A 23,114-nucleotide genomic window follows, 5' to 3' on the forward strand; every position below is an offset into this window, starting at 1 on the left:
TTACCTCCTCTTCTCTAAAACACTCTTTATACGTTTAAGCCTAGCCTTCTCCTCCCTCTCCCTCTCCTCAAACTTCATATTCAAATACCTAATAGTGTTGGCAAGCCTAGGTATTATAATATATTTCAAAGCATTAACTTTCCTCTTCGTCCTCTCAATCTCCCTGCCCAAAGCAATCAAAGCTTGCTCAGCTCTTCCAAGCTCAATTATAGCCTCAATAAGCTTCCGAGCCCCATCCCTGAAAGAATCAAAACCAGGATAAACATATTCTATCGTTTTAGAATGCTTAACAACAGCTGAACGAGTCTTAACACCCATAATATTCTCAACACCAATAACAGCCCTAAGCCCCTCAACAGTAATAGATCTAAAATACTGAAAACCATACTCTCCATAAACACTATTCAACAAAACAGAATCATTATACAAATTAAAAACCAAATCATTAACAGTCCTCCTAAGACTATAAGCCTCCCTAACCCTAACCAAAAACTCATTAACAAGAATAGTCAAACGCTCACGCAAAATACGATGAACCTTCTCAGCAAGAGCCTTCCTCCTCTTAAGCCTAATAAGCTCAATCTTCGTCGGTCTAACTCTCAAAACACTAGACATAGCAAACCACAACATAAACCATTAATTAACCCCTAGAAAAACAAAACTAAATAATAATTAATAAATTCTTTCTGTCTGTTTAGCTAGTAGCGTATTTAAGAATTGGAAGGATAAAAAAAGTCTATTTCATAATAAATATATAAAATTTCTTGATAACTCTCATTGTTTCATTTAATATATAACTGTTGACATTGCCATTTTTATATGGGTACAGGATCTCCATCTATTGGATCTCCTCCCGGTTCTCCAGCTGAACCAGTTGGAGATACTGTGTTGCCGCTGGCTAGAGTTACAGCGATTGATATTATTGGTGCGATTAATGCGAAGATCTTTATGAGCTTTAATAGTTTGTTGATGCGTTTGATGTTCATGTTTTTCACCGAGAATAGTTATAGAATTGATCTTATCTGTATGTTTGCTTAATAAAGAGATAAATGATCTTGAAGAAAAAATATAAATAATATCATTATTAGTTATGCTTGAACTAGGTTCTCGAGGAAAAACTCATAAGTGTTATCGCCTTTTCTATACCTATATATAGCATAGTAGGCGGGTTTGCTTGTTCCTGCAACATATAATGCAATAACTAATGTGTTTTTACATGAAGGGGTTTCACCGAGAATTTCGCAAGCTGTTTTATCTTCTAATATAGATGCTTCCATGCCATATGGTTCTAAAGCATTATTGATCATTACTGGGAGTCTCTCCATAAAGTATTCGTCAACAATGTCTATTAGTTCCCTAGTGGTCCAATCGCTTGGCCCCTCGAAATATAATTTAATTGAGAGCGCTCTCTTGATGATTTTTGGGTCTTGGCTCAATTTAGTCTTCTCCCTCACTCTTCTTCCACATATAATGTATATAATATAGTATTAGGAGAGCTGTTTTCAAGTCTTTGATTTCGTTTGATTTAATCATTTCTAAGGCATCCTTAACTGATATAACATATGGTTTTATAACCTCGTATGGTTCAGGCTTCATGCCTACATATTCTAGGTTTCTCGCTATAAAGAAATGCATGTTTTCAGTACTATAGCCTGGTGTAGGGTAGTATATTCCAATCTCTATAAGTTCTCCCGGCTCATATCCTGTCTCCTCTATAAGTTCCCTCCTAGCTGCCTCTCTAATAGATTCTCCCGGCTCAACTACTCCAGCAGGTACTTCGTATATGTAGTCATTGATAGCTGCTCTATATTGTTTAATCAGAATTATCTGATCGCTTTTAAGAACTGGAAGAATTATTACACTATCCGGGAAGACCACTACATCTCTCTCAACAACACGATTATTAATCCTAACTTGTCGACGCTCAACAGAGAATCTTAAACCACTGAACAACTCCTTTTTACCTACAAGTTCTACCTCCATACGAATCACCGATCATTTTAAATATTATTAAGCCCATTGGCAGATAAAATTATTATGTCATGTAATATTCATAATAAATAATTATTTAATAACATGGTCATTAACATTGAGAATCAGATCAAAAGAAACACGAATAATAAAAAATTTAAAGAAAATATTTTCAAATAAAAAAACAATAGAGCTAGTCAATGCTTTAACGAGAGTCCGTAAATTAGGATACTATAGCTATGTTGGAAGAGAAATAGGATACGATCCCTATAAGCTTTCAAAGATTGTTGGCAGATTTTACAATAATAATATAGAGTTTACTGCAGTAATTGATTATTCAAAAATAGGTCTAGATATATTACTAGTATTTGTCGAGAAACACATTGTAAAGTTTCATGAACTGCCTTTTATCGAATGGATTAAAAGTTATGGATTAACAAAAGATATATTTGGTACTTATATACAATACTATATTCCGTTTGAATACAGCAAAGAACTAGTACACAGTATACTAGAAGAATTAAAAAAGAAAGTTGATCAAAAACATGTTTATTATTATTATTTTGACACTAACATTCGTAGACAACCAAAGTTAACATTAAATATTGATAGACATCCATTAATAACTGGATATAATTTTAATAAGCTAAAGGAAATGATGGAAATATTCATGGAAAACAAATATGTAATTAAAACTAGTACTACGGAACACTCTAAACCCCATGATATAATAGATCTTATGCTTATTAAGGAGTTTGAGAAAAACGCGTTTACAACTATATACGATCTAGCAGATAAACTTTCTATACCTGTTAGAATACTTAACAGGCACTTAAACAATCACGTTCTTCGTTTTTCTTTAATTAAAGGAATTTATATGAAAACAGGTATTTTTGTTAGATACTTCGGCGATCCATTAGTAATTATTGTTAAAGCTAAAAATTATAACTTATACAGAGCCTTAATTCTTCTATTTGAAAATTTGGAGAATTTAATTGGTATCTCGTATTCTGTTAATAGCAACGAAGAAATAAGTAGGGCCAAGTATGTTATTCAAGCTATAATGTTTGAAACACTAGGCAGGAAAGATGATATCTATTATTTTCTATTATCATTGCTTAACGATGGATATATTGAGGAAATTAAGACCTTGAGGTTTATATTGAAATCTTTCAGGAAATTCACTATACCTTATCAGAATTTTCTGCAAGAGAAGAGGAATTGGGATTTAGATACTGAAAAAACTCATAAATTGTTTAAGAGAAGATTTATTTATAAATCTCCTTTTTGATTGTTTTGTTAAAATGGTTTAAACCTAATATATTCTTAGTGAGTGTATTATTATATATTGAGTGTAATAAGTGTGTTTAGGTGTGTTGTGTGAATAGTAAGTTGTTTATGCCGGTCTTTTCATTGGTTGTTAGGGGATCTATACTGGCTGTTTTAACAGTTATTTCGGTATGGGTTTATTTTGGTGCGTTAATTAATACTGGTACTGATATATTTACTTATTTAGCTTCGACTACTGGCTTGATTGGTTTAAGGTTGGCAGAGCTTTTAAAGATCTCTGTGATTATAGTGTTTCTCCTGGTTATTCTGGTTTATAGTTTGAGGAGGGATAGGTTAGGTATTGGTTTGTTAAGGTTTATGAGTTTATATTCGTTATCATTGTTGACAATAGTTGCAATCATTGAAGCTGTTGTGATAGCTTTTTTATTTATTCGTGGTATGAGTGTTTTTAGTGCGGGCGCATCATTAGTTATAATAGTTATTTTAGGATTATTGATTGTTATTTTTTCTAAAAAGTATCCATTGGTCAGTATTACTTTGTCCACGTTGAACAAGGATGGTAGTGAATCATATGTATTCCCTGAAATCTCACCCTTAATTCTGGACAATGAACAAGTATTAAGAATAAAGCTATATAGTTCGAAAAATGTGAAAATAATTACTGAGCCCTCAGAGAATTTTCAAGTATCTAGGCTAGTTAAAGGCCTTATGTATGATTATGTAGATATTAAACCTTTGACAACTATTGGTGGAAAAGTGAAGATATACGTTGATGACATACTCGTTTATAATATGAGTATTAAGGCTAGAAATGTTGAGCTTAAAAACATGTTATTCACTGTTTTCTTCAACGATGATCCGGTTTATGAACAAGAATACCGTGTTGGATTAAATGAGACCATTCTTGATGCTTCAAAACAAGCAGTTAATGCTGCTTTAGCAAGGCTTGGATTATCATTTGATGATGTTAAAGAAATACAGTTCTTTACAGGGGAGAATATACGTATTCCACATAATGCTAGTATTAAGGATATCGCTAATGTTGATAAAGTATTAGTTAAGATATACTCTGTCGAGAAACATTTAGAGTTTCTCAAGTATTATAGGAAAGCCGATGTGTTCAAGTTATGGGATAGTTTAATGAAGCGTTTAGAAGTTCTAGCTGAGAATATGATGGAATTAGATTCTTTAATCGATTCAGTTGTTTCAGAACTGAACACTATTTCTGGGAATTGGTGGTAAGATAGTGCTTATACTATTATATGGTATGATGGATAAAGCTCCTATCTCTGGAAAAGATATAAGAAAACTCATCATATCTCCTAAGTATTCTAAAAGATATGATAGAAACGAACAAATAATTATAGAAGACGTTGGTTTTCCAAGATACCAACCATTAACAACAAGAGGATTCGATAGCATAGCTTACTCTTATAAACTGTCTAGTTTATTTCTAAAAGGAGTTAAGTTTTATGATGAGAAAATAGAAATATTAGTTAATGGTTCAGAAGGCTTCGATCTTGGTACTACTCTAAGTATTCTCCAAAATATTAGTAAATATGAGAAAATACCCGAGATCTATTTATTCATAGAAACACCGGGGTTGAAGAGTAGTTCATTTATTCTGGGAAGGTTTTATGCTTGGTTAAAAACCTTGTTTCTATACGATATATTTTTTAATTCTATTAGAGAAGGAGCTATGAAAATAGTTTTTCTATTACCTGATCAACCCCCTCAGATATATAAGTTATTAGTTGATTTAGTTGAGAAGGCATATTTAGAAGATGGTATTTATTCATTAATTGATTTAAGAATTAAGCGCTTCTTATTTCCTCTACTGGATTTATTATCGTTAGCTAAGATCTTAAGTATTAAGGGTAAAGTTGAAGAATTAATAAAAGAATACAAAACAATTCTCTTACTAATAAATCACCTATTAAATGAAGCTTCTCCTGATCTCTGGGATATTGCTAGAAAAGACAAAAAAACAATATGGAAAAGCATATTCCCATATAAAAAATTAAGTAGTAGAATTAATTATTTAGATGAAAACCTACGTAAAATAATAGCTCTTCTAGAGAATAAAGATAATAATTATACTGTTCCAGCCATAGATCCAAAGTTGTTATTTGAGAAGTTATTGTCAGGCATTAATTTATCGAGCATTTATAGATCACTAAATCTAAATGATCTGATAGAGAAAATATCGAATATCCCATCAGAACAACTCATTAGATTATATAATGAGGGAAGTAAATCTGCTATTAAAAGTATTTGGAGAAAAATATTTGTCAGCGAAGATATTGCTCGTGGATATACAAAGAGAGAGAACATAGTTGTAGTTTACGGTAGAGTTAACGAGATAATTGTGGCTGATTATGGATTAGTAACAATATGTGAAGACTGCGATCTTCCAAGTTATCTACCAATAGAGTATAGAAATGCTTATTATGAAAGAATAGGAGTATTCATGGATACATATTATCCAGAATTCGTCAAAATAAACAATGTAGAGTTTAGTTCAAACGAAATACATAATATGAAATTATTGAATTACCTAGGATATCAATTGCTCAGAGAAAAAGGGAAAGAAAACATGTATAAACCATTATTCGATAAAATCAAGGAAGCAACATACTGAGAAAACAGAATGAAGTAGTAGAGAAAGAGAAGAGGGCTTTGTAAATGCTTCCCGTTCATCTAGGACCCGCAGGTAAACCTTTATCTATGAAAAACCAAAAAATAGAAGTTGCTCCACGATTTCTAAAGGAGATAGGCTTAAACGCTATGGAGTATGAAGCTGTAAGAGGAGTAAGAATCACTAGGGAAAAAGCATATAAACTCGGAGAAGAAGCGCGGAAAAATGATATTTTATTGAGCATTCATGCACCCTATTTTATAAATCTTGCTAGCTCTAAGAATAAAGTCATAGAAGCCAGTATATCTAGGCTGATTAAAAGTATTGAAGCAGCTTCATGGATGAATGCATACATTGTTGTTTTTCATCTAGGATATTATGGAGAATATAATAGGAATGAAGCACTAAGAAAAGTTATTAATAGTTTAAAACAAGTCATTGAATACAGGAATACTATGGGTTATAAAAGAATCATTCTAGGCCCTGAAACTGCTGGGAAAAAATCGCAGATAGGCGGTCTCGAGGAAATAATTAATATTTCGTCTCTACTTGATAATGTCCGGCCAGTTATAGATTGGGCTCATTTACATGCAAGAAGTAATGGTAAGTTAATTAATAGTATTGATAATGTTATAGAAGTTATTGAGATAATAGAGAAAAACCTTGGAGGAGAAGCAGTAAATCCTCTACACTCGCATTTCTCTAAGATAGAATATAGTAGTAAAGGAGAGATAAGACATCATTCCCTAAAGGAGAAGGAATATGGTCCCTGCTTCGAGACTGTATGTAAGGGTTTATGTGAGACCGGCATTAATTCTGTAGTAATATCTGAGAGCCCCCTACTTGAAATTGATGCATTAGAAATGAAGAAAATATGTAATAGAATATGTGGTTGAATAGTTATGCTGACAAAGTTAAGGAGCTATGTTAAAGTATACCTGGAAAAGATCGGTTTCAAGATTGCTCGTACCGGTATTAAGCCAAATCATATTACAAGTTTATCTCTAATGTTTGCTTTTCTAGCATTTGTTTCAATAGCTTATTTCTCTAGGGTTTCATGGTTTATATTATTTATTATTTTGTCAGGGCTTATGGATGTATTAGATGGTGCTGTAGCTAGAGCGTCTGGAAATGTAACACGTTTTGGAGGATTTCTCGATTCAACTCTTGATAGGTTTTCAGACGCTCTATTTATTATTTCATTACTATACATGGGTTTCGGCATCTTAGATGTTTTTTCTCTTCTAATATTTTCTTTTATGATAAGCTATTCGAGAGCTAAAGCTGAATCTTTGAATATTAAAATGGAAGGTGTGGGGATTATTGAGAGAGGAGAGAGATTGTTATTTATCTTTTTAATTGCATTTTTTGTTTATCTAGGATTCTTTAATGTAAGTTTGTTTTTATTCTATACATTATTAGCATTATCTATTCTAACAGTATTACAGAGAATAATACATGTATATAAAGAAACAAGACAAACTTAATAGGCTATACCGTGTAGTATTAGATATTAATTGCTGATAAATCATAATGTCCTGCCAGCGGTAATGGTGTTCGAAACGATATATAGCTCATTCTCAATATGTGGCTCTTAACAATTCCTACTCTATCACTAGCTCTAATAACTAGCTCTCTATATTCACTTGGTATATCGAGGCTGGATAATTGGCTTTTATCCATTCTTAAAACTATTTTAGTATTTGCTAATTGGAGAATTATATCATGAACATCTTTTGGTGAATGAGTTGAGAACACTAGTCCTAGTCTACGAGCTCTTCCAAGCCTAGCTATTCTATCAATCATACTCGATACGTGCTCAATATATTCTTCTCGCCCCCCTCCCTTGCTTGGAAAGAATCTATGGGCTTCATCAATTAGTATTATTACTGGTTGAGTATAGATTCTTTGTCTTGTTCGTAATATCTTCCATGAGAATACTCTGTTTAGGATTCTGAATGCAACTATGCTAATTATTTTCTCTGGATCAGCTATGCTGTTTTCCTGGAGATATTCTAGATCAATTATTATCGGGTATCCTTCAAATATTTCATAGTGTTTTTCAAGCATTGTCTCAATTGGTGGTTCATGTAAGTATTTATCCTCGCCTTTTCCTTGTTTAACTTCAATATCAAATAAACCTGTATCAATTAGTGAGCCTATTTGTCTAATCATGTTTTCTAGTGTTGATTTATGAATAGCTAGTTCTTTTATTAATTCGACAATGTATTCACGGTTTGGATCAATTATTATTCCATGTTTAGTTCCAGGTTTCTCATGATATCTTATCCTTGCTTCTCTGAGAGATTCGTAGAAATCATAAATGGTTTCAACAACTGCGTTTTTGGCTTTTAAGTAATTCATTAATCTAAATAAACCATCTTTTGCTTGGCGAGTAAAATAGGGGTTTAGAGATATGAATTCTTTTGATGATATATCTTTAAACCTGAAACCATAGGGTATTATGAACAATGTGAATTCATCTATGTCATCTCCATAATTCACCTTGATTATTAACTTGACAAATCTGAGTGGTGGATTTCCGGGTTCTTCTATAACGCTTAACTTATCAATAGAAAGACTCCACCCCATTCTTAACGCAATAGATTCATATGTTGATCTAACATAGTCTTCTGCAATGAACTTAAGTGTTTTCGCCCAATTATACTCCCCGCCTATACGTTCAATTACGTAACGAGTTATTGGGAGAATAATCACTAATCCTTTAGGTCTTTTTACTTTATCCTTTGTTTTTTCCAGTATTTTCTGTTCTAACTCCTTATCTACGCCTTCGCTGAACTCCCACCTAGGTTTTAGTGGGAGTGTTACATAATCTCTGTTCGGATCCATTATTATCATTGTTGTATCTATTTCATTTCTTATATTGTATCTAGAATATAATGAGGTAACCATGTTTTTGAGTAATGTTGTTTTTCCTGAACCTGTCGTTCCCAGTACAAGTACGTGTTGATAAAATGTTTTTAGGGGAAGATAGAGTGGTGCACCAATATCAAATACTGGTTTATCACCTATTGTTACATATCCAATGAAAACTCCTTCAGTGGGTAATCCCAATATTTTCTGTATCACTACTGGATTTCTCAGCTTTATTACAGGGGATTGTGGCTCAATAACGTAATTGGCTATGCTGACACTGCCTGTTTCCGGATCATATTCTAATAGAGGTTTTGCTTTGACCCGTGTCCTAGTTAGTAGTCCTGAGACTTCTCTTCCAGGCAGGGAAATGTACATATCTGGTAGATCAAGTTCTGCAAGAATATCGCGTCTCTCGACACCTAAGACTTTCATACTTATTATATGCTCTGTCTTAATATCTACTACTGCTAAATAACTACCAGCGGAAGCAATATCTATGAAATTGCTAAAGTAAGTAGCGGGGTCCACGTCGAAAATAACTATTCCTCCTTCCTCGGTTATGCTTGAAGGACTTGTTCGCGATACCCATCCAATTATATCTCCGTACTTCTCAGCTATTTCAACGGCTTTTCTAAACTTTTTCTCGAGCTTAGCTATTATATCATCCATAACCTGCACCACTACATGATTAATTCTATAATGAAATATACCTTAATGTTGTTTCGCCGCTCTGCGAAATTTCACGTATTAAATTATTGGCTATTGCTGAAGTGATCTTTTTAACTCTTTGATCAACGATCAATATACTTAGAGGCAATATACTCCCTGCAACAACACTATCGTAAAGAACAGGATCTAGAGAGGATATATTTTTATTATCCAGGAATCTCTCAGAGCTACTTAGGATCTCAAACCTATAAAAAGCGTATTCTCTGAATCCACTATATCCATAAATTGTTCTTTTAGGTATTCCGAGATAATATATTTTCTTGACAGGAAAAACAGTGTTTAAACGAGTATTGTAGAAAGAATATTCAATTGGTCCAAGAACAAATATTTTAACATTGTTTTTTACAACATTATTAACTGCCAGCGATAGATATGCTTCATCATTTATTCGGGCATTCCCAGCTATTCCTAAAGGATCAATTCTTGATAATAGATTTGTTTTATATAATCTTTTGACAATTCCTATAACCACATTGTTTCTGCTAATTATTTTTTCGACAAGCTTTACTCTTTCCTTCATAAGGATTTTCCAGGCTTGAAGATACTGATACTCCATACTGTTTTTATCGATGTCTTTTATAATTGGTGGAACATAATATATTGGTCCATCAAGAAACAATATCGAGTCTTCTATGTTTCTAGAACATAATTGTTTCAACATATAGTTTTCCAGCCTAATTCTAAGTTCATCTAGTATTGCGAATTTATTATAGCTTGGAGTATAGGGTGCTCCAGCAGGGTTATGTGTATAAGCTATCTCTTCTATATCACTACGTATATCATCTATAATAGATATGATTTCTGGAACAATTGCTAAAAACTTACCAGTACTTGTTGGAGAACTTCTTATTAGTTGAGAAGGTTCTGGGTGATCTATTATGAATCCGTTGAATCTATTAATAACTGATACAGAACCAATTGCTATAAATAAATATGGAGTATCAACAACTCTTGAGCTGCTGTCAACAGCATATATGTTTGTGAATCGTTTACTCGGATAAATTTTACCTAAATCAATAAAGGTCATTTCCGGTTTTCTAGTTGTTTTAACATTTTCAGATACATATTCAATGTAATCGTAGAGTCTATGTATTCTACTATCATCATCTCTTGCGTACGTATCTATATTGTTCTCTGCGATCCTTCTTATCTTATCGATTAAATATGTTAATGATCCCATGATTCTCCTCCAATATTTATTTGGGACATATAATATGATTTAAAAATAGTTGGAACTGGATTCTTCTGTAGGTGAATAACATATTGTATAATAAAGCCTTATATTCGGCGCTAATGATTATCGGAATAATATTTTATGTATTGGGAGCTCTGTATGTGTATCAGCTTGCATCTATTGTTTTAAACAATACAGTTCCATTATTAGAAGCTATATCTTCTACCCGAATGGGGTTTCAAGTGGAATATATCAATGTTACTCAAGAAAATAATGAATCGATAAGGGTCTCCGTAAAAGTTTTAGTCAATATTACATGGAACAAGACAGCACCGATAAAGGGTCCTAATTATGAAGTCGTATGGAAAAATAAGACTGTGGGGAAAATAAATATTGAATCGATGAATAAACCTCTCGTTAACAAAGTTTTGACTATAAAATTCTTAGTGAATAAAAATGATCTCAGCGAAAGACTGTATTTGTCGGTTATGATGGATACAGGTATAGGTAAAATAAAAATAACACAACCAGCAGTTAACGTATCTTCCTTACTAAGCCAAACAAAATTGTTAATTGAAAAAATACAAGTAGAAAAATATCAGGGAAAAGATTATCTAGTATTCAATGTTTCTTCGCCACGTGATGTTGTAAAAGCCCCGGTTAAAATAATATTAATGGATCAAGATGGGAGGGTTTTAATGGATAAGGTTTACGAGGACTTCTATGTATCTCCAAATAATAAATACACTGTATCCTTAGATATTACGGGCATTGATCCGGGAAGTATTAGATATATTGAGTTCTCTGTCTACGGGATAAGAATTGCATTGTTCACGTTGGGTGGTTAAAATATGACGTATATCACAAAACCCTTAACATCGAGGGAGATATCAAAAACTATACTGATAGGTGTAGTTAAAGGGTTATTCTACTATATAGTATATTACGTTATCTTGTTCGGACTAATAGTGTACTATGTTATCCCGTATCTTATGGGAGCTAGTGGATTAAAGGATTTCAATATGAATTCAATTATAAGCTTCAAATTAATTGACATAAATATCTTAGCAATATTCATGACATTATCGATTATAGGTACTTTCCTAGTAAGACATATACCCTACGGTAGAGCTATGAATACATTGCTGGGTTTATTAATGTTATACATTGTGTTATTAATGTTTAACTTCGGAGAATTCAGCGGCTATATTGAACAATATAATATTTACTACAATGTAGACTTATCACCACTATTTAAAGTATTTCTATTAATAATAGCAGTATTTACAATTGGACAGATATCCATAGAAGTCGGTAGAGAGTATAAAAGTAGGAAAACAAATATAGATACAAAAAATATAGAATAACGAAATAATTCAGACCATAAACAATAATAGAAGGCGATCACTATTGACAAAGACGAGTAAGAATATTGCTAGAGTATTTGTCGGCGGAGACTGGGATGCCGACGGAGTAGTTGCTGCAGCACTAATAGTTTATTCACAGGAAAAACTTGGTATGTATCCATTGAAGGCGAAAGCTATTGTTGATAAAAAACCTGTTGATCCGGAAAAACTAAAATTTATAATTGGAAACTTCAGAGGAAACTATGATCTAGTAATTCTCTTAGATCTACCATATACGGATACTGTACCGCGTGTCTTAAAAATAATTAAGCAACATTTTGGAGTAAAGAAAATAATGTATATTGATCACCACTTATCTACTCTGACAAACAAAGAGAAGCTTAAAGAAGTGGTTGATGAATTAATCATAGATCGCAGAATGCCTACTGCAGGAATTGTTGAAAAATTATTAGTGGAAAATGGTATATCAATACATTCTAGACTTAAATCATTTGTCGAAGTAGTCAAGTATATGGATAGTGGTAAAAAAGTTCCACAAAAATATCTGAAGTTATTCCAGATAACCTCAATGTTCTCAAAAGCTTTAACAGCGATAAGAGACGAGGATCTCTGGGTTAAAATTGTTGATTGGCTCGCTTCACCATCTCCATTACCAATGCCTTTAAGCGAAGGAGTCATGAAGAAGGTAAAGAAGATAATTGAGATAAGAGATAAGGAAATAAAGGAGAAAGCACTTGATCTAGCGTTGAGCGCTGTAAAGATCGGTGAGCTAAGATTTATAGATGCACGTAGCGTGTGGAAACACCGTGGAGGCACTGCATTAGCGTCCAAGATATCATCTATTCTAAAAGCACCTGTTGCAGTATTAATTGATACAAATAAAAACTATTCATTACTAATAATTAAGGCTCCAAGAGGTAAAGCATACAGAATCGCGAAGTTCCTTATAGGTGAGGGGCTCGCACTAGATATAGCTGGCCATCCAAATCTTGCTATAGTAAAGATTAAGAAAGATCCTGATAAAAAGGTGTTAATCGATAAATTGAGAGAAGCAGAATTTTATATTTGACAATGAGTTTTCTTAGCTATAATATTTGCTATTTAATATAGTTGCTATAAACCAGAATGTTCTAATACTATTAATATATAATAAATTATTTACAATTCTGTATAGTGGTGATTGTTTTTGACAATGCTTAGAATTGTTATTGAAACTGATTCGTTGAGAAAGCATAGTCCTTGGTTTGAGCATCCAGAAAACCCTGGACGGATCAAGTATGTTATTGATGGAATTAAAAGGAATGGGTTAACCGATTATACGAGGTTTGTTAAACACAGTTATGAGGAAAAAGAAGTTCTACAAGTTCTTAATCGAGTTCATTGTAGAAAATATATAGAGTACATTATGAAATGCAGGAATAATGCTCCATGCCAAATCGATCCTGACACCTATTTTAGCGAGACCAGCTACGAATTAGCTCTGGAAACATTTGATCTATCATATAATACAGGATTATCTATTGGGGAACAAGAAAGAATATTCCTAATAATGAGACCTCCCGGTCATCACGCTGGTAAGTGTGGAAAAGCATTTAATGCACCAACTCAAGGGTTCTGCATATTCAATAATGCTGCAGCTACTGTACTTGGATTTAAAGATAGAGGGTTTAAGAGGGTAGCTATACTGGATATAGATGTACATCATGGTAATGGAACACAGGAAATATTTTATAAAAACAACGATGTTCTACATATTGATATTCATAGAAATCCCCACGACTTTTATCCCTTTACTGGTTTTCCAGAGGATATAGGAATGGGTAGAGGAAGAGGGTACTCTGTTAATTTCATAGTTTTACCACATACTGGTGATGATTCATATATTCACATAGTTGATTATGCATTTAAGCTCATACAATTATATGGTCCTGAAGCACTTATTGTATCCGCTGGATTTGATGGTTACAAGAATGATGGATTAGCTGATCTAGATTTGTCGCAGTATTCATATTACTATATAGGTAGGAAGCTTTCGAGAATAGATGTTCCAGTAGTAATTGTTTTAGAAGGCGGATACGGTTTAGGATTAATAAAAGGTATACCAGCGCTTCTCAACGGACTACTTGGTATTGAAAAACAATATAGTACAACAATAACTAATAATAAAATATCATTATATAACTTAATGATTGCGAGAAAAATTTTTGACACAATAACTAAGGTGTGGAGGCAAAGTCGTGAATGAATATGTAGAAGTTGAAGGAAAATATAGAGTAATATGTGATGATATCAATAAGATCAGTTATTTTCTCAAAGAAAAAGATTTTAGAGAGGAATATAGGGTTGTCGAAAAGGATATATACTATAATCATCCCTGCAGAGATTTTTCTCGAACAGATGAAGCATTGAGAATTAGGATTAGAAAATATATAGGACAAGGAATTAGAAAGACAGTCTTAACATATAAGGGTTCGAGGAAAGTTTTAGGTGAAGGTGTAAAGGCAAGAGAAGAAATAGAGGTAGAATTGAACAATTGGAGGAAAATGAATAACATCCTGCTTTGCCTCGGCTTTCAGAGGGTTATATCATTCGTTAAGGAAAGAATTATTTATAGGAAGAGAGACGTGGAGGTCACACTAGATCATGTTTATGGATTGGGAAGATTCATAGAGGTTGAAACACGCAATCGATCTATCATAGAAAATATATATTCGAGTTTATCTGAGTGTTTAGAACCTGTTAACAAAACATATTTGGAGCTTTGTTTAGAGACACAAAAATGTAGAGATGATTTCGATGATTCGTAGAGCAGTAGTTGGTGTGGGAGCTGTTGTTTTAGTAGATGATAAAATATTGCTTGTAAAGAGAGGAAATGAACCATGTAGAGGATGCTGGTCCATACCGGGTGGACACTTAGAGTATGGAGAATCAATCGGGGAAGCTGCTCGTAGAGAATTACTCGAAGAGACAGGTATTGATGCTAGACCCCTTGGAATAATTTATGTAGATGAGATCCTTCCTAAGAAAAATTGTGAGTATCATTTTGTTCTCATAGATGTCCTAATGAATACCAAGTATATAACTGAGCCTAAGGCTTCGTCGGATGCATTACAAGCTCGATTTTATTCATTAGCTGATCTTCCAAAACCACTTACTCCTTCTACTAAGCGTTTTATAAGTTATTTAAAATTATTGATTAAGAAAAACAAATTATATGATAGTTTAATACCTTTAAGCGAGGTTTAAGTCTTGCTTCAACAATACAGGTCTTCACAGGAAATACTTTCAATAATATATAGCGAGTATATGAAGGAAGTATTTGAGAAACTTGAGGAATCAAAGGATCCAAGCATAATATTTGTAACAGATCTCGTTGCATGCACTCATAAATATCATTTACGCCACTTATTTCCAGAACTAACTATTAGATTCGAGCCAGCAGCTATACTGGGAGACTTGGTGCATTCTGGGTTAGAAAGTATATTGGAGAAAAGAGGTTTTAAAACAGAATATCCTGTTGAACGTAAATATAAGATAAAGGGTAAAGAATATGTTCTTAAGGGACGTGTTGATGCTTATAATGAGGAGAAAGGCGTTGTAGTTGAAATAAAAACTAGTAGGTCAACACAGAATCTACCTAGAGAACACCATGTTTACCAACTACAAGTATATCTCAATATTTTAAATGCTAATAGCGGTATACTAATCTATATTACACCAGATAGATTATTAGAGTTCTATATTAGAAAAGAAAAAATCGATGTAGAATCTCTTATTAAAATGATTATAGAGGATAGAGTTCATCCTAAATGGGATTGGGAATGTAAATATTGTTATTTCCACAAGATATGCCCATATAGAGTTAGCGATTAGAAATATTTGATTAAGCATAAAACATACTAATTAGTTCGTGTATGATGAGCTCGGGAAATATGAGGGTTTACCGATGAATTAGGTCTTGAGTACTGATTACGATATTTAAGCTAGTTTTTGCTTTCCAGCTTCTCTCTAGTTATAGATACTTTAGCTCCTTTCTTAACACCGTATTTTTCAGCGGCGTTTCCATGATTAACTCCTATTTCGAAATAGTCCCATGAATTAATATAGCATGCAGGCTCTCCTAATCCGACATAGCTAAAACTTGGAACAAATGGACATACTAGTTCTTTATCGTCTATTTTGATATAGAGTTTTTCACCGTAGGAGAGTTTTATTTTATTAATGTCATCCATAGATATATTAGTCATTATGTTTCCAAAAACATCTATATAGATAACTGAGCCATGTATAGTGTTCTCAATTATTTCTGGTTTTATTAAATCATATTTTACTATATCATCAAAGCTAATCCTTACACCTAGTTCTTCCGGTTTTATTCCCCTAGATAACCATGCGGCAATTGGTGCAAATACGTCTCTTCCATGAAAAGTATACGAGACTCTTCTTAGCCTATACTTTGACTCTGAAACATCATATACTGATTTAACTCCATCATTTTGTGCTAGAAGAGATAAGCATCCATTATCGGGTCCTACGAGATAATAATGACTTGTTTCTATGAGCAAAGCTTTTCTCGAGCTACCAACACCTGGATCAACTACGCAGACGAAAATAGTTTTCTCAGGGAAATACTTTGCTGAAACAAGCAATACTATTGCAGCTTCATAAGTATCTTGCCTTCTAACCATATGAGTTAAATCAATTATTTCAGCTTTTGGATTAATACTTTTTATAACACCCTTCATAACACCTACATATGGATCTTTATAGCCGAAATCAGTCAATAACACGATCAAACCATTCATCAAATTTTATCACCAATATTTAACACTCCCAAATACAGTATATTATTTATTGGTTGCCGGGGATGTCTACGACGGGCGGACTGATAAGTGATGATCCATTGTAGCGTGAAACCCGGCAACCAATAAAATCTCCTTACAAAATAAATGATAATATCAGGGACCCGATGATTAGCAGCGGATAAACAGATATTACTGTATGAAGAACAACATTTATGAGGGTCCCATTAATTCATAAAGCTTTATAATCCGAGAAAATACTCAATAAAAGTAATGAATAAGAGTAAATGGGCCCGTAGCTCAGCCTGGTGGAGCGCCCGGCTGATAACCGGGAGGTCGGGGGTTCGAATCCCCCCGGGCCCACTCAAATTCTATTTCTAAGCTCGTCCAAACTAATAATGATAGGTGATAATCCAAATACTTCTTCAAGAGGTGTATTGGCTGGGTTAAAAATGTTTATGATGTTTACCAAGCTTCTCTCTAGCGGTTTTTCACTATGTATTAATGATTCTATCACATAAAGTGTAACCAAATAATTAATGTTTAATACGATATCGTATCTTCTACTTATTTTCGCTAGATCGATTCTTGCAGGATCGATGTAGTGGATATCTGTGTTAAATCCATTGATACGTAGCCTCTTAACATCATCCCTCGATACATAGTCCTCATAATGGTCTCTAAATAGAATAATTTCTATATGAACACCTCTATCTAATAATAAGTCAATAATGTTTTTGAGAATCCACCATGTATATATTGAACCCATTATAAAACCCACTCTGTTTGAGGAGCTTACATGATCCAATACGCGTGCAGAATCAGCTTGTGGCGGTACTGGAATCGTTAATATATTGCCTAATTTCTTCACATATTTAATAACTAATTCTCTAGTAGTATCCAAACGATTAACACTGGCAGCTAAGAATAATATTCTCGAAAATAAGCTTTCAGCTCCATGTATTTTTAGCAATTTTATTTCTTCTCTCAATGCTTTTAAGAGAGAATAATTTATATCGAGATACTCAGCTTTTCTTAGATCATAAAATTTTATGCCTTCATGTGTCGAGTAGATATACATATTTGATAAAAGAGCGAATTTATACATTGAATACTCGTTCATATTTACTATAAGAGTTATTAGGTTCTTGTAGTGCCTCCATATATCATTGTTTGATGAATAGCTGAGAAAAGGCTTCATTCTATGTTTCAACATGTAATGGATCATTTCAAGAATAATTTTTGTATTCATTAAAGATCACTTTTCAAGGATGAAATCTATTCGAGTCTTTGCTAATACGAGGGATTCTCCATGATCGAAGAATATGTCTCCACTAATGAAAACTTGGCTGGGAACATATCCTCTGAGCACAGATAATGGTATATAGTTTCTTGGAGTAACTAGGTAGGGTTCACGGAGATCATATATGACTATATCTGGTTTTGCTTGTTTATCAATATAGCCATTATCAATTTTTATTAATTGATAGGGTTTCGTGAAAACATCTAATACGGTGTATATGTTCTTTGATAATTTAAATAGAATATTCATCACATATGATACGTTATATGTATAGTAGTCGCGGAGGTCTAGGAATAAGCAATTATTATTTATTTTCTCAGGTCTACAAATAATATCTCTAATAAGTCCTAGTTTTTCATCATTGTAATATAGATTATCTCCCTGCATGTAAACATAGTATAAACCAGTATATTCCGGAACAGTTCCCTCCTCAGCAATTATTACTGCTTTTAAACTATGTTCTTTAAGAATTTGTATTGTTAAATCAATATATTGATCATATATTACTGGAAAAGTGACACCATTCATTACAAGCTCATATAGTGCAGCATTAATTATCTTCTTGAGTTCATCTCTAGTAAATATTGATAAATCAGTTTTAACACCTAATCCACGATACGGGTATCCCGATAAATTCGTGAGAACAGAGTATCCATGAATTGCTAAAGCTTTGTATTCATAATCTATTACAAGCTCCGACAACTCATATATAGGATCAGCTTCTTTATCAGTGTCAATAATTTTATCGTTATCAAAATAAATAAATCCCTTATCAATCCCCTCTTTCTTTAAAATATATACGTTATTCAATAATGTATGAATACCACCCATACATATAACCTCAACCAGTATCTCACATATTACTTGTATGAGTGACTCATAGTATTAAGGATGATTATCTAGTTACTCGGAAACTATCAGTTAAAGGAATTTTCTTCATATAACCATCTGTCCGGGGAGTAGTCATCATCTATAATGATTTTAATATGTGTTCTACGATAATAATTATTTGCTGGAAAATCTTCTTTGAAGAAACCTGTGGATAAAGGTGCTTGTATATGTATGGTTGGTGGGGTCGGATTCTCAGAATAGATGTGTCTAAGAGGAAATATGTTGTTCAAGAACTCGATCCCAGTATTTATAGTAACTATATAGGTGGCAGGGGTCTTGCAGTTAAGATTCTATGGGATGAGCTGGTGCCTGGAGTAGATCCTTTATCTCCATATAATAAATTAGTAATTGCATCAGGGCCATTATCGGGTTTACCTCTACCTAGTAGTGGTAAACTAGTTGTTGCTTCTAAGAGTCCGTTAACTAATGGTTATGGTGATGGAAACATAGGTACTATGGCTAGTGTTCATCTTAGAAAAGCTGGTTATGACGCAATAGTATTAGAGGGTGCTTCAGATAAGCCTATCTACTTATATATTGAGAATGATAATGTCGAGTTCATGGATGCAGATGATCTATGGGGTAGGGATACTTTTGATGCAGAAGATAAACTTGTCCGAGAACATGGTAGAAACATTGGTGTTCTCCTAATAGGTCCTGCAGGCGAGAATCTTGTAAGATATGCTACAATTGTTTCCATGAAAGGTAGGAGCGGTGGAAGACCGGGTATGGGTGCGGTTATGGGTTCCAAGAAGGTTAAGGCAATAGTAATTAAAGGCACAAAGAACCCCCCAATTGCTGACGAGAAAAAACTTAGAGAGCTCAGCGAGGCCTCATATAAGGAAATATTATCTAAGGAAAACTATGATTTCTGGATTAGACAGGGTACAATGGCAACTATTGTTTGGAGCAATGAAAACAGCGTATTACCAACCATGAATTTCAGAGAGGGTGTTTGGGAATACTATGATACAATCAGCGGTGATCTCATGGAGAAACTAAAAGTTGAGAGAAGAGGATGCCCATACTGTAACATGCAGTGTGGAAACGTTATATTAGATGAAAAAGGTGAGAAGAGCGAGCTAGACTATGAAAATGTTGCAATGCTTGGAAGCAACATCTTATTGCCTGATTTGAGAAAAGTCGCTGAACTCAACAAGTTGGCGGATATGTATGGAATAGACACTATTTCTCTAGGAAATAGTTTAGGCTTCATTATGGAGGCCTCTGAAAAGAAGCTTATTAGAGAGAAAGTTGAGTGGGGAGACTATGGAGAAGTCAAGGAACTAGTTAAAGACATAGCTCATAGGCGGGGATTAGGAGCTTTTCTAGCAGAAGGAGTATGGAGAATGTCGTTATCTCTCGGCAGAGAAGCACAAGATTTTGCAATGCATGCAAAGGGATTAGAAGTATCAGCATATAACTGTCATGCAGCCCCAGGCATGGCATTAGCTTTTGCCACATCACCTATAGGAGCACACCACAAAGATGCATGGCTCATTGGTTTAGAAGTTAAAATGGATAGATTCGCCTATAATAGGGAGAAGGTTGAGAAACTAATATTCCTGCAAAGAGTTAGGGGAGGAATGTTTGAATCACTAACAACTTGTAGGCTTCCATGGGTTGAGCTAGGATTAAACCTGGATTATTATCCTAAAATATTATCAGCTACAACAGGCATTGAGTGGAGCATGGATGACATATACAGAGTTGCCGATAGAATATATACATTGATCAGAGCATTCTGGATAAGAGAATATAATGGATGGAGCCGTATAATGGATTATCCGCCGATGAGATGGTTTAAGCACCCATTAACCAAAGGCCCGTTTGCAGGCGTTAAACTAGATATTAGCAAATACGATAAGATGCTAAGTATTTACTATGAAATACGTGGATGGGATGAAAGAGGGGTCCCGAAGAAAGAAACTTTGGAGAAGCTAGACTTAAAAGATGTTATCCCAGTATTAGACAGCATTGTTGGGCTAAGGTAAAATGGTTATGACAAAATGCCAATTAAGCTCAAAGGGAAAATAGTGAGCGGGTTAGGTGTTGGAGCAAAATATGTCCAACTATATCGTGGAGTCTTCAATAAATATTTAGGAATAGATCCTTATCCTGGAACTCTAAATATAGATATAGGCCAAGACTTTTTTATCTATACCAAGAAACTAAAAGCAAAAATAATTCCTCCCCCTAGAAAAGGACTAGGATGCGTACTAGCATATCCAGGCATACTCATGGGGATAAAGATCTATGTTATAAAACCTTGTATAACGAATCATGGACGGAACATTCTAGAAATAATCTCAGATAAAAACCTACGGAAAACACTTAATCTAAAAGATAATGATATCGTTGAAATAATTATTTATGATGAGGAAGACTATTCTTACATTTAAGATTTACTTATACATACTTATTAATATCTTGAGATATATGGTGGATTCTTAATTCTATTTAGAAATAGATAAAATAGATAAAAATAGTATAGCTTAATAGTATGCTTAAAATATATTTTATAATAAGAATAAATGGGCAACAGAAATGTGTTCTAATGTTAAATTGAGTATAACTAATGATCTTCTAGAAGGAATGAATAAGCCAAGTGTAATTGTAATAAGAGGCCCAATAGGCTCTGGTAAAAGTTTATTCATTTCGACTTTGATCAACGAATACATCGAGAGAGGAATGGGTAAAGCGAATGTTTTATTATTCATGGTTGATAGTATGTCATTTTTCAGAACAGCTGAGTTCTACAGAGTTCCTATTAGAAAACATTTAGAAAATGGAGTTCTCGAAGTAAATGAGATCACCTCTCTACCCATGGAGGAACGTAGAATTGATAGCATCATGGAAATAATTACTGGATCATGCATGCGTAATAAAAATGGATTAGTAATAATATACCCTGCTGGTATCGCATTTATGGGGCTTTCAAAAAGTAAGCTCGCAGGCTTAGTTGGAGTAATTAATGAATGCAAGAAAAAATATGGTGTCAAAATGATTTTATCCTTCAATAAAGAAATTAGCAAGGGGATTAGAGAAATATTTGAGTCGATAGCTGATTATGTGTTTTCACTATCTATTGAAATACCTGAAGCTGGGAAGCCGAGGCGATTTATTACCGTTATTAAGCCTCTCAGAGAATTATTAGGAGTTTCTAGAACAGCAGAAATAGACATAGTTCTTGGAAAAGGTATGGAGATAGTAAATTATGGTATATTAAGACAATATGATGCTATACTCGATATATCCGATAGAGTAAAGACTTCTATTGAATGGTTTGATAAGCTTACAAATGGAATAGTTAAGGGGACATCAATATTAATAGCGGGTCCTTCTGGAGCAGGTAAAACAAATCTTTTATTAACCATAGGATATGGAATAGCTAGAAACAATAATAAAGTCTTATTTATTAGTTTTGAAGAGCCCCCCGGACAACTCATAGCTACAATGAAGTCGCTTGGATATAATTATGAAGAAGTCAGGGATAATATGAAAATTGTCGGAATTAATCCTAGAACCATAACCTTAAATTCATTATTTCGTGTAGTTACAGAGCATATGAATACAAGTTATAATATCATAATGCTTGACGGTCTCCACGCAATATGGAAAGAGTTTGGGGAAAGATATCATAGATTTCTACGTGACCTAGTATACTATGTTAAAAGCATTGGTGGAATAATATTTTTATCAAAAGTCCTTATCGAGCGTGAGAAAGAGAAAACATATACATGGCTTAGCACAATCGTAGATGGAATAATTGAGTTAGGGCTTGAAAGAATAAATAATGAATATAAGAGATATATTTGTATTAAGAAATTAAGGTATCATAAAGTAAAATCTCGTTGTTACAAATACCATATAAGTAATGGTGTATTCATAGAAATCTAATAAATCAATGTTCTGTTTATAATGAATATTAATTCTTCAAAGACAATTAACTAAAAACTAAAACTAGCTTCACAAGCTAGGTATATCTATTGCTTTATTATTCGCGGAGATTTCATGTTTTATTCAGATCTGTTACTTTTTAAGTATTAATACAGCAGATACTATTAACGCT

The 23,114-nt window shown here is 33.5% G+C and carries 24 protein-coding genes and 1 tRNA gene; 16 read left to right on the top strand and 9 right to left on the bottom strand.

The annotated features are described in order from the left end of the window. From SMAR_RS06150 to SMAR_RS06160, 4 genes are all read right to left on the bottom strand, one after another. Positions 1 to 615: a V-type ATP synthase subunit D gene (locus SMAR_RS06150; protein WP_052833942.1), complete on the bottom strand. Its 615-nt coding sequence runs from the start codon at positions 613 to 615 to the stop codon at positions 1 to 3. Positions 616 to 815: 200 nt separating this feature from the next. After that, on the bottom strand, positions 816 to 986 hold the full coding sequence (locus SMAR_RS08575) for a hypothetical protein (protein WP_169696943.1): 171 nt from the start codon (positions 984 to 986) through the stop codon (positions 816 to 818). A gap of 102 nt (positions 987 to 1,088) precedes the next feature. Further along, a complete protein-coding gene (locus SMAR_RS06155) occupies positions 1,089 to 1,436 on the bottom strand; it encodes a hypothetical protein (protein ID WP_011839466.1) in 348 nt (115 codons plus the stop codon). Between the two features lies 1 nt (position 1,437). Beyond that, the gene (locus tag SMAR_RS06160) at positions 1,438 to 1,983 is read right to left on the bottom strand and encodes an NUDIX hydrolase (RefSeq protein ID WP_011839467.1); all 546 of its coding nucleotides are present in this window, start codon (positions 1,981 to 1,983) and stop codon (positions 1,438 to 1,440) included. Between the two features lie 106 nt (positions 1,984 to 2,089). On the opposite strand from SMAR_RS06160, the gene SMAR_RS06165 reads away from it, so the two are divergent. From SMAR_RS06165 to pgsA, 5 genes are all read left to right on the top strand, one after another. After that, positions 2,090 to 3,262 (top strand): hypothetical protein, encoded by a 1,173-nt coding sequence (locus SMAR_RS06165; protein ID WP_011839468.1) that lies wholly within the window; start codon positions 2,090 to 2,092, stop codon positions 3,260 to 3,262. A gap of 89 nt (positions 3,263 to 3,351) precedes the next feature. Beyond that, entirely contained in the window at positions 3,352 to 4,503 is a 1,152-nt protein-coding gene (locus tag SMAR_RS06170) for a hypothetical protein (protein WP_011839469.1), read from the top strand. Positions 4,504 to 4,507: 4 nt separating this feature from the next. Continuing rightward, positions 4,508 to 5,902, top strand: coding sequence for a hypothetical protein (locus SMAR_RS06175; RefSeq protein WP_011839470.1), 1,395 nt, complete (start codon positions 4,508 to 4,510; stop codon positions 5,900 to 5,902). A 44-nt stretch (positions 5,903 to 5,946) separates the two neighbouring features. Then, entirely contained in the window at positions 5,947 to 6,795 is an 849-nt protein-coding gene (locus tag SMAR_RS06180) for a TIM barrel protein (protein WP_011839471.1), read from the top strand. A 6-nt stretch (positions 6,796 to 6,801) separates the two neighbouring features. Then, positions 6,802 to 7,386: an archaetidylinositol phosphate synthase gene (pgsA, locus tag SMAR_RS06185; RefSeq protein WP_011839472.1), complete on the top strand. Its 585-nt coding sequence runs from the start codon at positions 6,802 to 6,804 to the stop codon at positions 7,384 to 7,386. A 19-nt stretch (positions 7,387 to 7,405) separates the two neighbouring features. Here the strand turns inward: pgsA and SMAR_RS06190 are convergent, their stop codons facing one another. Together SMAR_RS06190 and SMAR_RS06195 are read right to left on the bottom strand one after the other, a co-directional pair. Next, positions 7,406 to 9,445: an ATP-binding protein gene (locus SMAR_RS06190; RefSeq protein WP_011839473.1), complete on the bottom strand. Its 2,040-nt coding sequence runs from the start codon at positions 9,443 to 9,445 to the stop codon at positions 7,406 to 7,408. A gap of 25 nt (positions 9,446 to 9,470) precedes the next feature. After that, on the bottom strand, positions 9,471 to 10,685 hold the full coding sequence (locus SMAR_RS06195) for a DNA double-strand break repair nuclease NurA (RefSeq protein ID WP_011839474.1): 1,215 nt from the start codon (positions 10,683 to 10,685) through the stop codon (positions 9,471 to 9,473). A 236-nt stretch (positions 10,686 to 10,921) separates the two neighbouring features. Between SMAR_RS06195 and SMAR_RS06200 the strand changes: the two genes are divergently transcribed. From SMAR_RS06200 to cas4, 7 genes are all read left to right on the top strand, one after another. Further along, positions 10,922 to 11,527 (top strand): hypothetical protein, encoded by a 606-nt coding sequence (locus tag SMAR_RS06200; RefSeq protein ID WP_244372351.1) that lies wholly within the window; start codon positions 10,922 to 10,924, stop codon positions 11,525 to 11,527. 3 nt (positions 11,528 to 11,530) lie between these two features. Next, complete coding sequence (locus tag SMAR_RS06205; RefSeq protein WP_011839476.1) at positions 11,531 to 12,046, top strand: hypothetical protein; 516 nt, start codon at positions 11,531 to 11,533, stop codon at positions 12,044 to 12,046. Positions 12,047 to 12,089: 43 nt separating this feature from the next. Further along, a complete protein-coding gene (locus SMAR_RS06210; protein ID WP_011839477.1) occupies positions 12,090 to 13,115 on the top strand; it encodes a phosphoesterase in 1,026 nt (341 codons plus the stop codon). A gap of 123 nt (positions 13,116 to 13,238) precedes the next feature. Continuing rightward, positions 13,239 to 14,291 (top strand): histone deacetylase family protein, encoded by a 1,053-nt coding sequence (locus SMAR_RS06215; RefSeq protein WP_244372514.1) that lies wholly within the window; start codon positions 13,239 to 13,241, stop codon positions 14,289 to 14,291. Beyond that, a complete protein-coding gene (gene cyaB, locus SMAR_RS06220) occupies positions 14,284 to 14,853 on the top strand; it encodes a class IV adenylate cyclase (protein WP_011839479.1) in 570 nt (189 codons plus the stop codon). The genes SMAR_RS06215 and cyaB overlap by 8 nt, the downstream gene beginning before the upstream one ends. Next, positions 14,843 to 15,292: an NUDIX hydrolase gene (locus SMAR_RS06225; RefSeq protein ID WP_148676764.1), complete on the top strand. Its 450-nt coding sequence runs from the start codon at positions 14,843 to 14,845 to the stop codon at positions 15,290 to 15,292. Before cyaB ends, SMAR_RS06225 begins: the two co-directional genes overlap by 11 nt. A 3-nt stretch (positions 15,293 to 15,295) precedes the next feature. After that, positions 15,296 to 15,919, top strand: a complete 624-nt coding sequence (gene cas4, locus SMAR_RS06230; protein ID WP_011839481.1) for a CRISPR-associated protein Cas4 — start codon at positions 15,296 to 15,298, stop codon at positions 15,917 to 15,919. A 110-nt stretch (positions 15,920 to 16,029) separates the two neighbouring features. On the opposite strand, the gene SMAR_RS06235 is transcribed toward cas4, so the two are convergent. Then, a complete protein-coding gene (locus SMAR_RS06235; RefSeq protein ID WP_011839482.1) occupies positions 16,030 to 16,851 on the bottom strand; it encodes an SAM hydrolase/SAM-dependent halogenase family protein in 822 nt (273 codons plus the stop codon). A 286-nt stretch (positions 16,852 to 17,137) separates the two neighbouring features. On the opposite strand from SMAR_RS06235, the gene SMAR_RS06240 reads away from it, so the two are divergent. After that, positions 17,138 to 17,211, top strand: a tRNA-Ile gene (locus SMAR_RS06240). Position 17,212: 1 nt separating this feature from the next. Here the strand turns inward: SMAR_RS06240 and SMAR_RS06245 are convergent. Both SMAR_RS06245 and SMAR_RS06250 read right to left on the bottom strand, forming a co-directional pair. Beyond that, positions 17,213 to 18,100: a hypothetical protein gene (locus SMAR_RS06245; RefSeq protein ID WP_011839483.1), complete on the bottom strand. Its 888-nt coding sequence runs from the start codon at positions 18,098 to 18,100 to the stop codon at positions 17,213 to 17,215. Between the two features lie 6 nt (positions 18,101 to 18,106). Continuing rightward, complete coding sequence (locus SMAR_RS06250; protein ID WP_011839484.1) at positions 18,107 to 18,982, bottom strand: hypothetical protein; 876 nt, start codon at positions 18,980 to 18,982, stop codon at positions 18,107 to 18,109. A gap of 227 nt (positions 18,983 to 19,209) precedes the next feature. Between SMAR_RS06250 and SMAR_RS06255 the strand changes: the two genes are divergently transcribed. The 3 genes from SMAR_RS06255 to SMAR_RS06265 all read left to right on the top strand — a co-directional run bounded on the left by SMAR_RS06255 (position 19,210) and on the right by SMAR_RS06265 (position 22,942). Continuing rightward, the gene (locus tag SMAR_RS06255; RefSeq protein ID WP_011839485.1) at positions 19,210 to 21,036 is read left to right on the top strand and encodes an aldehyde ferredoxin oxidoreductase family protein; all 1,827 of its coding nucleotides are present in this window, start codon (positions 19,210 to 19,212) and stop codon (positions 21,034 to 21,036) included. A 15-nt stretch (positions 21,037 to 21,051) separates the two neighbouring features. Then, positions 21,052 to 21,444 (top strand): DUF120 domain-containing protein, encoded by a 393-nt coding sequence (locus SMAR_RS06260; RefSeq protein ID WP_011839486.1) that lies wholly within the window; start codon positions 21,052 to 21,054, stop codon positions 21,442 to 21,444. 145 nt (positions 21,445 to 21,589) lie between these two features. Further along, positions 21,590 to 22,942, top strand: coding sequence for an ATPase domain-containing protein (locus SMAR_RS06265; protein ID WP_011839487.1), 1,353 nt, complete (start codon positions 21,590 to 21,592; stop codon positions 22,940 to 22,942). Positions 22,943 to 23,114: the final 172 nt, after the last annotated feature.

Source organism: Staphylothermus marinus F1 (assembly GCF_000015945.1).
GTDB classification, from domain to species: Archaea; Thermoproteota; Thermoprotei_A; order Sulfolobales; family Desulfurococcaceae; genus Staphylothermus; species Staphylothermus marinus.

Excerpts from the sequence above, each read along its gene's own strand:
- SMAR_RS06150 (WP_052833942.1), bottom strand. The coding sequence starts at position 615 with ATGTCTAGTGTTTTGAGAGTTAGACCGACGAAGATTGAGCTTATTAGG.
- SMAR_RS08575 (WP_169696943.1), bottom strand. The coding sequence starts at position 986 with ATGAACATCAAACGCATCAACAAACTATTAAAGCTCATAAAGATCTTC.
- SMAR_RS06160 (WP_011839467.1), bottom strand. The coding sequence starts at position 1,983 with ATGGAGGTAGAACTTGTAGGTAAAAAGGAGTTGTTCAGTGGTTTAAGA.
- SMAR_RS06180 (WP_011839471.1), top strand. The coding sequence starts at position 5,947 with ATGCTTCCCGTTCATCTAGGACCCGCAGGTAAACCTTTATCTATGAAA.
- pgsA (WP_011839472.1), top strand. The coding sequence starts at position 6,802 with ATGCTGACAAAGTTAAGGAGCTATGTTAAAGTATACCTGGAAAAGATC.
- SMAR_RS06190 (WP_011839473.1), bottom strand. The coding sequence starts at position 9,445 with ATGGATGATATAATAGCTAAGCTCGAGAAAAAGTTTAGAAAAGCCGTT.
- SMAR_RS06195 (WP_011839474.1), bottom strand. The coding sequence starts at position 10,685 with ATGGGATCATTAACATATTTAATCGATAAGATAAGAAGGATCGCAGAG.
- SMAR_RS06205 (WP_011839476.1), top strand. The coding sequence starts at position 11,531 with ATGACGTATATCACAAAACCCTTAACATCGAGGGAGATATCAAAAACT.
- SMAR_RS06215 (WP_244372514.1), top strand. The coding sequence starts at position 13,239 with ATGCTTAGAATTGTTATTGAAACTGATTCGTTGAGAAAGCATAGTCCT.
- SMAR_RS06225 (WP_148676764.1), top strand. The coding sequence starts at position 14,843 with ATGATTCGTAGAGCAGTAGTTGGTGTGGGAGCTGTTGTTTTAGTAGAT.
- SMAR_RS06235 (WP_011839482.1), bottom strand. The coding sequence starts at position 16,851 with ATGAATGGTTTGATCGTGTTATTGACTGATTTCGGCTATAAAGATCCA.
- SMAR_RS06245 (WP_011839483.1), bottom strand. The coding sequence starts at position 18,100 with ATGAATACAAAAATTATTCTTGAAATGATCCATTACATGTTGAAACAT.
- SMAR_RS06250 (WP_011839484.1), bottom strand. The coding sequence starts at position 18,982 with ATGGGTGGTATTCATACATTATTGAATAACGTATATATTTTAAAGAAA.
- SMAR_RS06255 (WP_011839485.1), top strand. The coding sequence starts at position 19,210 with ATGTATGGTTGGTGGGGTCGGATTCTCAGAATAGATGTGTCTAAGAGG.
- SMAR_RS06260 (WP_011839486.1), top strand. The coding sequence starts at position 21,052 with ATGCCAATTAAGCTCAAAGGGAAAATAGTGAGCGGGTTAGGTGTTGGA.
- SMAR_RS06265 (WP_011839487.1), top strand. The coding sequence starts at position 21,590 with ATGTGTTCTAATGTTAAATTGAGTATAACTAATGATCTTCTAGAAGGA.